This is a genomic window from Paenisporosarcina quisquiliarum, from assembly GCF_043641925.1.
GTDB lineage: Bacteria > Bacillota > Bacilli > Bacillales_A > Planococcaceae > Paenisporosarcina > Paenisporosarcina quisquiliarum_A.
Window position 1 is genome coordinate 81,428 of record NZ_JBHZRU010000003.1, and the last position, 14,236, is coordinate 95,663.

General features: G+C 36.2%; 10 protein-coding genes. 8 read left to right on the plus strand and 2 right to left on the minus strand.

Going from position 1 to position 14,236, the window contains the following annotated elements; translation table 11 throughout:
• Nucleotides 1-297: 297 nt before the first annotated feature.
• The gene (locus tag ACHUE4_RS03365) at nucleotides 298-1,650 is read right to left on the minus strand and encodes an MATE family efflux transporter (RefSeq protein ID WP_394187925.1); all 1,353 of its coding nucleotides are present in this window, start codon (nucleotides 1,648-1,650) and stop codon (nucleotides 298-300) included.
• A gap of 236 nt (nucleotides 1,651-1,886) precedes the next feature.
• Between ACHUE4_RS03365 and ACHUE4_RS03370 the strand changes: the two genes are divergently transcribed.
• Nucleotides 1,887-2,963 carry an undecaprenyldiphospho-muramoylpentapeptide beta-N-acetylglucosaminyltransferase gene (locus ACHUE4_RS03370; RefSeq protein WP_394187927.1) on the plus strand — a complete coding sequence of 359 codons (1,077 nt, stop codon included), beginning with the start codon at nucleotides 1,887-1,889 and terminating at the stop codon, nucleotides 2,961-2,963.
• A 162-nt stretch (nucleotides 2,964-3,125) separates the two neighbouring features.
• Here ACHUE4_RS03370 and ACHUE4_RS03375 read toward each other — a convergent pair whose 3' ends face one another.
• Nucleotides 3,126-3,677, minus strand: coding sequence for a GNAT family N-acetyltransferase (locus ACHUE4_RS03375; protein ID WP_394187928.1), 552 nt, complete (start codon nucleotides 3,675-3,677; stop codon nucleotides 3,126-3,128).
• Between the two features lie 352 nt (nucleotides 3,678-4,029).
• Here ACHUE4_RS03375 and dapF point away from each other — a divergent pair, with 352 nt between their 5' ends.
• The 7 genes from dapF (at nucleotide 4,030) to ACHUE4_RS03410 (ending at nucleotide 14,226) form a co-directional block, all read left to right on the plus strand.
• Nucleotides 4,030-5,001, plus strand: coding sequence for a diaminopimelate epimerase (dapF, locus tag ACHUE4_RS03380; protein WP_394187929.1), 972 nt, complete (start codon nucleotides 4,030-4,032; stop codon nucleotides 4,999-5,001).
• Between the two features lie 27 nt (nucleotides 5,002-5,028).
• Nucleotides 5,029-7,068 (plus strand): PAS domain S-box protein, encoded by a 2,040-nt coding sequence (locus ACHUE4_RS03385; protein ID WP_394187930.1) that lies wholly within the window; start codon nucleotides 5,029-5,031, stop codon nucleotides 7,066-7,068.
• A gap of 65 nt (nucleotides 7,069-7,133) precedes the next feature.
• Entirely contained in the window at nucleotides 7,134-7,808 is a 675-nt protein-coding gene (locus ACHUE4_RS03390) for a response regulator transcription factor (RefSeq protein WP_394187931.1), read from the plus strand.
• Nucleotides 7,805-9,214, plus strand: coding sequence for a sensor histidine kinase (locus ACHUE4_RS03395; RefSeq protein ID WP_394187932.1), 1,410 nt, complete (start codon nucleotides 7,805-7,807; stop codon nucleotides 9,212-9,214). The genes ACHUE4_RS03390 and ACHUE4_RS03395 overlap by 4 nt, the downstream gene beginning before the upstream one ends.
• A gap of 229 nt (nucleotides 9,215-9,443) precedes the next feature.
• Nucleotides 9,444-12,251, plus strand: a complete 2,808-nt coding sequence (locus ACHUE4_RS03400) for a 2-oxoglutarate dehydrogenase E1 component (RefSeq protein ID WP_394187933.1) — start codon at nucleotides 9,444-9,446, stop codon at nucleotides 12,249-12,251.
• Between the two features lie 27 nt (nucleotides 12,252-12,278).
• Nucleotides 12,279-13,544, plus strand: a complete 1,266-nt coding sequence (gene odhB, locus ACHUE4_RS03405) for a 2-oxoglutarate dehydrogenase complex dihydrolipoyllysine-residue succinyltransferase (RefSeq protein WP_394187935.1) — start codon at nucleotides 12,279-12,281, stop codon at nucleotides 13,542-13,544.
• 82 nt (nucleotides 13,545-13,626) lie between these two features.
• Nucleotides 13,627-14,226: a DedA family protein gene (locus ACHUE4_RS03410; RefSeq protein WP_394187937.1), complete on the plus strand. Its 600-nt coding sequence runs from the start codon at nucleotides 13,627-13,629 to the stop codon at nucleotides 14,224-14,226.
• Nucleotides 14,227-14,236: the final 10 nt, after the last annotated feature.

Genomic DNA, 14,236 nt, shown 5'->3' on the forward strand with positions numbered 1-14,236 from the left:
CAAAACTGATTAAATCAGGAAGAATGAATTATATATATCAACTTATTTAAGTTTACAAAGTTGTAATAACAGATGAGTTTAGAAATGCTAATTTGAAATAGAAAATACCTTTACTATTTATATTTACAATTCTGTTGATTGGAATGGAGACGGCGACTCTAAGGGGATTAGCACGAGCTAAAGACCCTGGACTGAGCATCGCGAAGGAAGCGGCTGAAGCTGTGCCCCCTAGAAAGCGTCCGTAGTAATGGAAATCAACATTTTAATGTTTATCAACAGTAAAAAAGGAACACAATCTCAAATGGATTGTGTTCCTTTTCTTTGAATTCTAATTAATCTATAAGACAGTGTAATGGCTCCTGCAGTTAAACCAACGATTAACCCGATCCAATAACCAAATGGACCAAATTCCGTAAATTTAGATAAAAGATATCCGACAGGCAATCCAATTACCCAATATGAAATAATTGCCATTATAAATGTTACATTTACATCCTTATATCCTCTTAATGACCCTTGGACTGGAGCTTGAATAGCATCAGATAACTGGAACAAAGCAGCAAATATAAAGAAGTGAATGGTTAATTTAATGACCTCTTTATCCGTAGTGTAAAGAGATGCGATTTGTTCTCGGAAGAAAAATAAGACACACGCTGAGAAAAAGCTAAAAATGATGGCAGTACCAACACTCAACCAACTATAAGTTCGAGCATCATGTAATCTTTTTGCACCCACTTCATAGCCAACCAATACGGTTGCACCAATAGAAATACTAAGTGGCACCATATATAACAAAGATGTGAAATTTAGTGCAATTTGATGGGCTGATATAACAGCTGTGCTATAAGTAGCCATCATCAACGTAACTGCAGAAAAAATACTCGTTTCTGCAAAAATAGATAAGCCAATTGGAATTCCAATTTTGCTGATCTCAAGCCATTTCGAAAACTGTGCAGTTGTCCAATTTTTAAATAGCTCATATTCTTTAAATGGTTCAAGTCTATGCGCAATGAAAACTGCGATGAAAAAGATGAGCCAATACGTAATAGCAGATGCGTATCCAGCCCCAGCTCCTCCTAATTCAGGAAAACCAAAAGCACCGAAAATAAGTAAATAGTTAAAACATATATTAATAGGAGCAGAAAGCAAGCTTATAATCATCGTTATCCTTGTTTTCCCAAGAGCATCCATATAGGAACGAATAACCGTATACGCAAAAAGTGGAATGATACCGATCAGCATTGCAGTTAAATAAGACTTGGCCACATCATGAACTCGCGCTTCCAAATCCATCACATTTAATAAGGGATTGATTGAAAATAATAAAATGATTATGACAACAATGGAAAGTGCTAAAGATAGGAATAATCCTTGCTGGACAATTGTTTTAACTTCATTTTTTTTCTTTGCTCCAACTAAATGAGCTACAAGTGGCGTGGTTGCTAACAGAATTCCAGCTAAACCCGTGTAAATCGGAACCCAAAATGATGAACCAACCGCTACACCGGCTAAATCTTCACTACCATATCGACTGGTCATTAAAATATCGAAAAAGGATACTAAATATAGGGATACTTGGGTTATTAATATAGGAAAAACAATTTTGATTAATAAAGCCCATTTTTCTTTCATTTGTGTCGTTTCATGCATTTGTTTTCACCAAGATTCTCAAAAAATTTCCTTAAGTATAGCATTTATTCATGCGTCTGTATTAAGTCAGAATATTCTACCTCCACAAACCGATGAGCATCTTTACACTTTTATTTCATTGCTTGAAAACGTATATGTATCACACGGAAATAGTGTATATTATGTAAAGGAATAAAACGTTTTATGTAAATTAACAATAGAGATTCTTGTAAATTAAAATCGATAGGAGAAAATGAATGAAAAATAAAACAATTGTATTAACTGGTGGGGGAACAGCTGGTCATGTTTCGCTTAATCAAGCCATCATACCAACCTTTGAAAAAGAGAATTATGACATTCATTATATTGGTTCAAAAGAAGGAATTGAAAATGAAATTATCCGTGATGCATTTCCTCATATTCAATACCATGCGATTTCAAGTGGGAAATTAAGAAGATACGCATCCATTAAGAATTTTACAGATCCCATCCGTGTAGCAAAAGGTCTTTTACAATCATTGGTCATTTTAAAGAAAGTTAAACCATCTGTTATCTTTTCAAAAGGTGGTTTCGTGTCAGTCCCAGTTGTCATCGCTGGAAAAATCGCTAACATTCCAGTGGTTATTCATGAATCAGACGTTTCACCTGGATTAGCGAACAAAATTGCGATTCCTTTTGCGCATCATATCTTTTCCATTTTTCCTGAGACATTAAAACATTTACCTAAAGAAAAATCTAGTTGTTCAGGATCCATCATTCGTTCTCAGTTATTTGAAGGGAATAAACAAGCTGGACTTCAAAAATGTGATTTTACAGGGTTTAAACCCGTCATTTTAGTTATGGGGGGAAGCCAAGGATCATCTGTGATAAATGACGCAATACGAAATAATCTACCGCAGCTACTACTGACGTATGACGTTATTCACTTATGTGGTAAAGGGAAAAAAGATGATGCATTAGAAGGTACAAAAGGGTATAAACAGTTTGAATATGTTACGGATGAACTTCCTGATTTACTGCATGCTTCTGACTTAATTATTTCTCGAGCAGGATCTAATTCAATCTTTGAATTTATGGCATTAAATAAACCCATGTTACTAATCCCACTTTCAAAACAAAAAAGTAGGGGAGATCAAATACTGAATGCGAATTTGTTTAAAAAGAACGGGTGGGCATTAGTTCTTGAAGAAGAAGATGTTACTACTGAGTCCTTACTAGCTTCCATTTCGCAATTAGCAACTGAAGCACCTCATTTGAGAGCGAAGATGGACGATGCAGAGATGCCAAAAACACCTGAAGAAATGGTTAAAATTATTACTTCGTATTCTATTTAAGATAAAGATTTGTTAAAGGGGATTTAAAAATCCATTGGGGTTCCAAAAATTCGGTAAGTACTGATTTTTGGTTTACCCCGTCATCTTTTTTGAAATATCCATTAATTAAACTCTTAAAAAGAAAAACCGCTAAAGCATTTTGCCTTAGCGGTTTGTTTGTATTTACATGGCTTGTTCTTCTTCTTCGGCAAACCTTGCAGCTGCAGTAGAAAGATAAAACAAATCTTTTGGAATTTGGTATAACTCGTATTGCGGAACACCTGAATTAATTTCCGCTAATAATACGGGATGAGTGTCATTTGCTTTCATCGTATAAGCTAATTTTTCAGCAGCACGAATCGACTTTTCATTTTTAGCATTAATTCTAAGAAATACCGTATTAATGTTATGCTGATAAAACAATTCTTCTAAGAATAGATTTTTTGCTTTTTGGTTAAACCCTTTCCCTTGAAAAGGCTGACCAATCCAAGTTCCAAGAAAACCAGCTTGGTCTTGAATGTCGTATAAATTGATCGTACCAATAGGTTGACCATAGTCATCAGTAATCGTACGCGAGATAACCTCGCCTCGTTCTTCTTCTTCCATCAATTGTTTCGTCATAAACATAAATTCTTCAGCAGAATTTGCTTTTTGACGTACGTAAGGGAAGACAGATGGGTGCGATAAATACTCGAATAAGTGACCACATTCGTGTAATTCACGTCGTTTAATCATGTTGAACGCCTCCGTAACGGGGCAGGTCAAGAGAGAAATCAAGCCCTAGCCCCTCGAAATTTTTCATTTTGTATTGCATAAAAAATTCCGGGGTGGGAATCGAACCCACTAGGACCAGACGTATTGCTGGTGGCGCACCATTTGCCTTCCCTAACGATCTATTTGACGATAAATCGTTATATGAAATTGTTTGCTTTATTACTATACTAACTTTTTATCAAAATGCAAAGAAAAAATTACGTAAAATTTGTGTAATTTTTGTTACAAAATAAATGCTTAAAATTCGTTGTTTAGTTGTCACCACTTGCGTTTACATTTATCATATAGTAATAGGGTAATTGGAGGAGATTTTATGGAATTATCATTCCAAAAAGTGCACGGTTCAGGTAACACTTTTTACTTGCATGAAGAGCTAGAGAATACTCAATATGATTGGCCAAGTTTAGCCGTTACTATTTGCGATCCGGCGAACGAAAAGGGTGCAGATGGAATCTTAGTTGTGTCAAAATCAGTACATGCAGATTATAAAATGCGTGTATTTAATTCAGATGGTTCTGAAGCCTCAATGTGCGGAAACGGTTTAAGATGTGTGGCGAGGTATGTGTTAGAAAAATCTCAAAAAAGTCGCGCCATAATCGAAACAATGAAAGTAGATTTATTGGTACAAAACGAAACTGCTATTTTCAATGATATTCCTACTTATTCAGTACAGATATCTCCTGTGTCATTTGATTTGTCAACTTTACATATGAACTATAACAATCAAAAAACAGTGATCAATCAAATTGTTCCTGAATTTGCAGATGATATACATTTCACGGCGGTTTCAATACCAAATCCTCATTTAATAGGAATTGTTCCTATACAGTATATTGAAAACTTAGAGCATCAAGAACAACTTGCAACATATTTAAATAGCGTAAATCCATATTTTTCTGATGGCGTAAATGTAAGCTATGTCCACCCTGTTAATGAAACAAGTATTTTTGTCCGAACGTTTGAAAGAGGAGTTGGATTTACGAATGCTTGCGGCACGGCGATGAGTGCTTCTGCGTTAGTGGCAACAGAAATAGATTTACTTCCTAAAGGCGATGTAACGGTATACAATCCTGGTGGGTTTGTTAAATGTGTGATTGGCAAAAAGCAAGATCAACATGAAGTTACATTAATCGGTAATGCGACAATAATTGGCACCTTTATTGGAGAGTATGATAGAAACAACGTTTTTAATTGGATTGAAAAGACAGATCACCTAGAAGAAGTAGCTGACTATCAAAAATTGACTGAATACGCTTCAAATCAAGTTAAAGAAAACTGGTCGTAAATTTAAACAACCAGAGGGGGTGATGCCATGAATGTTCCTTTTTTCTCGAAAACTCAATTCGATTTATTATATGGAAACTCGAAGGATTTGGTTTTTTTCTTAAAACAAGATGACCAAACTTTTCGCTATATCTATGTAAATCCAAGTGCTCGACTTATTTTCAAAGAATGTCCCATAAAACGTTTATTGCAGGAAATGGTATCTACTGAACATTTGAATGATATTCAATCAAATTATTTGAAAGCTATTGACGAACAGACCGAAACGACTTTTCAAGACTTCTTTTTATTCTCAGATGTGCAATTAGTCAATGAAACTACTGTAAAGCCCATTTTGTTTGAAGGCCAACAATATATTTTAGCTATAACAAAGGAAGTCTCTGTAGAAAAAGAAATAGAAGAAAAGTATGCCTTTATGCAGTCTTTATTATCAATGACCGTGGATCCAACCATTGTGGTTACGAATGAAGGCAAAATTTTTGATATGAATCCAAAATTTGAAGATGTTTTCGGCTACACACTAAAAGATTGGCGTGGTAAGCATTATTTGAATTTTCCTTTCATTCCAAGTGATGAGAGAAACTCTGTTGAAAGTCATGTGGAATCTAATCTTAAAGGTGAAGCAAAGTCTTCTGTATTAGTTAAAAGAATGAAATCATCTGGTGACGTAGGTACATTTTTGGTAAGTTACTCACCAATTCGTAAAGATGGACAAGTAGTCGCGATGTATATTTTGTTGCAAGAAGTCTCGGATGAATTGGAATTAAAGGAAAGCTTAAGAAATACCAGACATATTCTTGAAAGCTATAAACGAGCAATAAGTACGGCCGCAATGGTCATTATGATTAATCCTACTGGTAAGATTGACTATGTGAATGAATTATTCGTAGACGTAACTGGATACAAACGAGATGAAATTATTGGAAAGCCCTTTCAAACCTTAAATACAAATCGCCAGGGGTCAGATTTCTTAAATACGCTATGGGATACTTTGCTTTCTGAAAAAATATGGCGTGGTGAAATGAGAAATCAAACGAAATTTGGTTCAGTATATTGGGGAGATACAACTGTCATCCCCTTATTTAATGAACATAACGAATTAGAAAATATTCTTGTTTTCCAATTTGATATTACGGATAAAAAGAGTGTCATGACAGAACTTCGAAACATTGAAAAAACATTTAAGTTGATTACTGAAAATACCAATGACTTAATTGCGATAACAAGTGATGATGGGATGGTCCTTTATACTTCGCCATCACATGATAAATTGCTTAATTTCGAAAATGAACAAATGTTAGGCAGATTCTATTCTGAAATGGTTGCAGAAGAAGATCAGCATTTGTGGAATGAAGAATTGTTCGAACGATTAAATTCTGGGGAAGAAATGCGTTTTGAAATGCGATTAAAAAGAACAAATGGCGAACTGATTTGGACAGAGACATCCATTATTGCTGTACAAGACGCTGACCGTGAAAAAGTATTCCAACATGTCATTGTGTCTAGAGAGATATCTGAGCGGAAGAAGCTTGAAGAAAGACTCCGTTTTATGGCTTACCATGATAATTTAACGCAGCTTCCAAACAGGAGTTTTTTGTTAAAAGAATTTCCTGACTTAGTCCAAAAAGCAAATCAACTTGAATCGTCAATTGCTGTTTTATATTTAGATGGGGATGATTTCAAATCTGTAAATGATGAATTCGGTCATGATATTGGCGATGAATTCATTCGTCACTTCGGAATCGCTCTTCAAGCAAGCGTGAGAACTGAAGACTTAGTCGCGCGAATTGGCGGCGATGAATTTGTTATTTTGATCAATAACGTTTCAAAAAATCCAAACGAGCAAAAGTTGCAAATAACTTCTATTATTGATCGTATACAAACATCATTAAAAGAAGGATGGAAAATAAAGAACACATCCTTCACACCAACTTCTTCGATCGGAATCGCATTTTATCCCGAACACGGTGCAACAATTGATGAGCTTTTAGAAAAAGCAGATGTTGCTCTATACGAAGTGAAGAGATTAGGGAAAAATCAATACTTAATTTTTGACGAATATCAATAATAAAACCGTGCCGATTTTCGGAGCGGTTTTTTATTCATATTCCTATTCACTTAGGGGGTGACAAGGTGAAACCACGTATTTTATTAGTCGAAGATGAACAATCCATCGCGCGATTTATTGATCTTGAGTTGCAACATGAGGGATTTGACGTTGTCCATCATAGTAATGGTCGACTTGGATTAGATTCTGCAAAAACGGAGGAATTCGATGTCATTTTATTGGATGTCATGTTGCCTGAGCTAAATGGAATTGAAGTTTGCAGACGAATTCGAAGTTTTTCAAATGTTCCTATTCTATTAATTACAGCGAGAGATGCGGTTTTAGATAGAGTAGCAGGATTGGATGCTGGAGCTGATGATTATATTATCAAACCCTTTGCCATAGAAGAATTATTAGCTAGAGTACGTGCTGCTCTTAGAAGAACTGCAATTGAGCCCAAGGAAGAAAAAAAGTTGATTTTTAAAGAAATTGAGATTGATCCAGTGGCTCACGTTGTCTTCGTAAACAGTCAAACTGTGGAACTAACAAAAACAGAATACGATTTGCTAGCATACCTGGTAGAGCAAAAAAATCGTGTGCTTTCCCGTGACTTAATTCTTGAAAATGTATGGGGTTATTTAGCTGATATAGAAACCAATGTCGTCGATGTATATATCCGACACTTGCGCTCGAAATTGCCTACGCAAACCGCTAAATATATTGAAACGGTCAGAGGGGTCGGATACGTGATGAGAGAATGAACATTCTTCATAAATATAAACAGTATGTCTTGTCCCTTTCATTAAAAAAAAAATGGACAATTGGTTCAGCTAGTGTGATATTTTTAAGTTTTGCATTAATGAGCATGGTTCTCTTTCTTGCTTTACATGGGTGGCTGTATCAACAAGAAGAACAAGAAGTAAAAAGAACGATGCAAGACCTGACTACATTCTTTGAGACTCAAGGTCTTTCATTAACGATACAAGACATTCGAGCAAACAAAGGTCTAATGAATTCAATCATAGATAAAAATCAAACGGTACGCTTATTAAATATGGATGGCATTGAAATTGTTCGGATTAATAGTACGTCGACTTTTCCGCCATTTGACCACGCAATTGTTCCTGTGGCTGGCTATAAAATTAATACCGATGAGTCAGAATTTATATCTGCCACTGGTCAATTACGGTTAGGACGTTTTGATGGTTATGTACAACTTATTCATCCGCTTAACGCCTTTAAATCAACCATGTCATACATATTAACTGCCATGATTTTGTTTGGTATTGGAGCTCTACTCCTTTCCGGGTTGATCGGTTATACACTAGCTAATTATCTGCTAAAACCTTTAAGAGAACTCAAAGAAACAATGGTAAATGTGAATCAATATGGTTTTGAGCGCGAAGTTCAACTCTCTTACAAGGAGAAGGATGAAATTGGTGAACTAATTTCCGTTTACGAATCTATGATGAATAAGCTCAAAGTATCTTTTGAACAGCAGCAGCAGTTTATGGCTGATGCATCTCACGAATTGCGAACACCTATACAGGTCGTAGAAGGTCATCTTGCTTTATTAAATCGGTGGGGGAAATCAGATCCGAAAATATTAGATGAGTCGTTACAAACGTCTTTAGCTGAAACAAAAAAAATGAAACAGTTAATTGATGAAATGCTGGAGCTTGCGCGTGGTCAACAACTAAAGGAGTACCCGCCAATAAATATCAAACTAGAAACTGATGAAGTAATTGGTGAATTGGTTCAACTCTTTCCAAGTGCAAAAATTCATCATGCCGATTTTGAATTAAAAGAGTTGCAGGTTCGAATTTCACCAAATTCATATCAACAAATTATGAGGAATATTTTAACGAATGCCATTCGCTATAGTAAGGAACCAGCCAAAATTACGATTTCTTATGAGAAAAACTTAGAAGAAGTGATGGTTCGTGTAAAAGATGAAGGCATTGGAATGTCGAAAGAACAATTACCACAGATCTTTAATCGTTTCTATCGCGTTGAGTCTGCTCGATCAAGAGATTCTGGGGGAAGCGGTTTAGGTTTAAGTATTGTAAAAATGCTTGTCGAAAATGTGCAAGGTAACGTTACAGTTAAAAGTGAAGAAGGAGTGGGAACAACTTTCACTGTGATTTTCCCCCTAGCTAAGAACTGAAATCTTGTGAATTGAACGCTTTATTTCGACATTATGAAAAAGTTTGCTTTATTTGAATAAAACCCATTGTATTTTCTATGGATAGTAGTAAGATTGAAATGGAAAAAATGTTCTTCTTATGCGTTAAGAAGCAATCCTTTGATAAGAAGGAGTAACGTGATAAAATAAGATGGATTGTATAAAAGAGAAATAGGAAATGCCGCTTGGCAAAAGTTGGAGGGTTTTCTAAATGTTAAAAAACGGGACACCGAACGGGTCACCATGGGCTAAACTTTCTGGTCCGAATTTAGGTTATATGTTAGAAATGTATGATTTGTACCTCGAATCTCCTGAGTTAGTAGAGGCAGATCTTGCTGAATTATTTAAACAATATGGTGCACCGTCAGCAATTACTGAAAATGCTGTCGATTTTTCTGCGTCTAAACATATTGATGAAAACAATTTTGGAAAAGTCCTTGCAGCCGTTCAATTAGCTGATGCTATACGTGCGCATGGTCATTTAGCAGCGGACATTTATCCATTAAATGATCGTCCGAAAGATTCTACGAGATTGGATCCATCTTCATATGGCTTAACTGAAGCAGATCTTAAAGAAATGCCAGCTTCTTTGTTAATGAAAAATCCTAATAACCTCAAAAATGGTTTAGAAGTAATTGAACATCTAAAATCTTTCTACACAGATAAGATTGCGTATGAGTTTGCGCACATTATTAATTCGCAAGAACGACAATGGATTCAATCAAAAATTGAATCATCATCAATGAAATTAAAATTATCATCTGAAGAACGTAAAGACCTACTTAACCGTTTATCTGAAATAGAAGGCTTCGAGAAATTTATTCACCGCACATTTGTTGGTGCTAAACGTTTCTCAATTGAAGGTCTTGATACATTAGTTGTGTTATTAGACGAGTTAGTGCGTCAATCAGAAAAACAACAAACGAAAGAAATTTTAATCGGGATGGCACACCGTGGACGTCTTAATGTACTTACACATGTTGTAAACAAACCGTATGACATGATGTTTGCTGATTTTGCGCATGTCCCAAATGATTCATTTTTGCCGAAAGATAACTCTTTGCAAATTACAAAGGGTTGGTTTGGTGATGTTAAATATCATATGGGTGCTACCCATACTGCGAAGTCAGGTTTAAAAGTTAAATTAGCTTATAATCCTTCACACTTAGAAGTAGTGAGTCCAATCGTAACTGGTCTTACACGAGCTGCTCAAGAAGAAACTGCAGAAACTGGCGTACCTGTTCAAAATCCGAAATCTGCATATGCTGTTTTAATTCACGGAGATGCTGCTTTCCCAGGTCAAGGGGTAGTAACAGAAACGTTAAACTATAGTAGAGTGCGTGGATTCCAAACAGGTGGGTCAATCCATATTATTGCTAACAATATGATTGGATTTACAACTGAGTATTATGATTCACGTTCAACTCATTACTCGTCAGATCCTGCAAAAGGTTTTGAAGTACCAGTTATTCATGTTAATGCGGACGATGTTGAGTCTGTTATTGCAGTTGCTCGTTTAGCATTCGAATATCGTGAACAATTTGGGAAAGACATTTTAATCGATTTAATCGGCTACCGTCGATTTGGTCACAATGAAATGGATGAACCTTTAGTTACAAACCCAACCATGTATCATGCAATTCATAAACATCCTACTGTTCGAGAATTGTACGGGAAGCAATTAGTGTCTGATCAAGTATTAGCTGATCAAGATGTGAAAGACCTTGAAAAAGACATTCAAAAAACACTACAAGATGCTTATGACCGAGTGAAAGAAGTTCCTGAAGCGGAACATCAAGAAATCGTCATTCCTGAAGTAGTTTTAAATGGATACCCAGAAGTGCCGACTGGCGTTAAAGAAGAAACGTTAGTGAAAATGAATGCAGAGCTATTATCTTGGCCAAATGAATTTTCAGCATTCAAAAAGCTAGAAAAAATCCTAAAACGTCGCGAAGAGCCTTTTAAAGGCAAAGGGAAAATTGATTGGGCCCATGCAGAAACATTAGCCCTAGGAACAATCCTACAAGATGGAAACCCTATTCGTATGACAGGTCAAGATGCTCAACGTGGAACATTTGCACATAGACATCTAGTTTTACATGATGAAAAAACAGGAGCGGAATTAGTTCCACTTCATCATATTTCAGATTCGAAGGCTTCATTTGTTGTTTATAATAGTCCTTTAACTGAATCTGCCGTACTTGGATTTGAATTTGGCTATAATTTAGAAAATGAAAAAGCATTAGTTATTTGGGAAGCTCAATATGGAGATTTCGCCAATATGGCACAAGTTATGTTTGACCAATTTATTTCGGCTAGCCGAGCTAAATGGGGACAAAAATCTGGTTTGGTTATGTTACTTCCTCATGCATATGAAGGACAAGGACCAGAGCATTCAAGTGCACGCTTAGAACGTTATTTACAAATGGCTGGTGAAAATAACTGGACAGTTGCCAACCTATCAAGTGCGGCAAACTATTTCCATATTTTACGTAGACAAGCGAAGATGTTGGGTGATGAAACGATGCGTCCATTAATTATCGTTTCTCCGAAGTCATTACTGCGTCATCCATTAGTTGGAGCTGACGTGAATGATTTAACTACAGGTCAGTTTGAGACGATCTTAGAACAACCAGGTTTAGGTAAACAAGAGAAGAAAGTAGAGAGAATTCTTCTAGCAAGCGGTAAAATGGCAATCGATTTAGCGGACAAAGTAAAAGATGGTAAAGATTTTGATCATCTTCATATGATTCGTGTGGAACAATTGTATCCATTCCCGTCAGAAAAAATTCAAGCTATTATTGAACGTTTCCCTAATGCGAAGGAAATTGCTTGGGTTCAAGAAGAACCTCAAAATATGGGTTCTTGGACATTCGCAGATCCTTATCTACGAGATCTTGCTGGAAATAAAGCAGTTAGATACATTGGTCGTGTTAAACGATCTAGTCCTGCTGAAGGTGACGGCGAGACACATAAAATTGAACAATTACGCATTATAGAAGAGGCTGTTACTCGTTAAGTACCAACGACTAGAGGAGGAAATAAATTGGCAGAGATTAAAGTACCAGAATTAGCAGAATCGATTACAGAAGGAACGATCGCTCAGTGGTTAAAACAACCAGGTGATACAGTTGAAAAAGGGGAATTCATCGTTGAGTTAGAAACAGATAAGGTCAATGTTGAAGTAATCTCGGAAGAAGCTGGCGTTGTTCAAGAACTTTTAGCAGCTGAAGGAGATACAGTAGAAGTTGGGCAAGTAATTGCCGTAGTTGGTGAAGGTACTGGTAGTGGAACAGCTACTAAAAATCCGGTGGAAGCAGATCCTGCTGAAGCTGATGCTCCTGTGAAAGATGCAGAAGCAGCACCTAAGAAAGAATCTGCACCTGCTGCTCCTATTCAAACTAAAGAAGAGTCTTCTTCAACTGATCGCACGATTGCAAGTCCCGCTGCTCGTAAACTAGCTCGCGAGAAAGGCATTGATCTTCAAAGTGTTTCAACTGTAGATCCAATGGGTCGTGTTCGTGTTCAAGATGTTGAAGCTCATTCAAATGCTCCAAAGCAAACATCAGCACCAGCTGCACCAAAAGCTCAAGCTCCTGCAAAAGAAGATGACGGCAGAGTGAAGCGCGAGAAAATGTCACGCCGACGTCAAACGATTGCAAATCGCTTATTAGAAGTGAAACAATCTACTGCAATGTTGACTACTTTTAATGAAATCGATATGACGAACGTGATGGCTTTACGTTCACGTAAGAAAGATAAGTTCTTTGAAGATCATGATGTTCGTTTAGGATTCATGTCATTCTTCACTAAAGCAGTTACATCTGCTTTGAAAAAATATCCTTATGTAAATGCTGAGCTTGATGGAGACGAAGTATTGTTGAAACAGTTCTATGATATCGGAATCGCTGTATCTACTGAAGAGGGACTTGTTGTTCCAATCGTACGTGACACAGACCGCAAAAACTTTGCTGAAATTGAAGCAAATATCGGGGAATTAGCAAAGAAAGCCCGCGATAAAAAACTTCAAATTTCTGATATGACTGGTGGATCGTTCACAATTACGAATGGTGGAGTGTTTGGATCACTAATGTCAACGCCTATCTTAAATGGTACACAAGTTGGTATTCTTGGTATGCACACAATCCAAAAACGTCCTGTTGCAATTGGTGATGAAGTTCAAATTCGTCCAATGATGTATGTAGCACTTTCTTATGACCATCGTGTAATTGATGGCAAAGACTCGGTTGGATTCTTGAAAACAGTAAAAGAATTAATTGAAAATCCAGAAGATTTATTACTTGAATCTTAAAAATGTAAAGACAACTTCGAATTTGCGAAGTTGTCTTTTTTTTGTCAAAATGGAGAGAGGAATAAGAAAGTAGTTGAAGATCATGGATTTCTCATTATTAGTAGAACTCGTTCAAAAATATGGCTATTTCAGTATGTTTCTCTTCAATTGGCTTCTACTCTTTGGTTTACCTATCCCTAATGAAGTGGCAGCATCTTTTACAGGGGTTTTAACTGAACTAAATGGCTTTAATGTCATTACTGCATTTATATCTGCTTATTTAGGACTCATTACTGCAACTTTGTTTGCTTTTTCAATTGGAAAGTATTTTGGACCACGATTAATCAATCGTTTAAATCGGACACGTATGCAACGTCCAATTCATAGTTTTAGTGAGTTTTTAGATAAGCGAGGAAATTTAGCAATTGGATTTAGCTTCTTTCTTCCGGGGATTAGATGGGCTATGCCTTATGTAGTTGGCGCAAATCAAGTTTCTTATAAAACCTTCTTAACCTACGCATTGCCTTCGAGTTTTTTATGGATGATGATTTACTTTCAATTAGGTAGAACCTTCCCATATGCGTACCCAATGATTATTGAAAATATTCAGGTGCTGCTAATTGCTTTAATGGTAGGGATGATTAGTTTTCTCCTATTCCGTTATTGGTTCAAACAAAGAAAAGTAAAAAAAGGCTTGAGTTAATACTCATGTT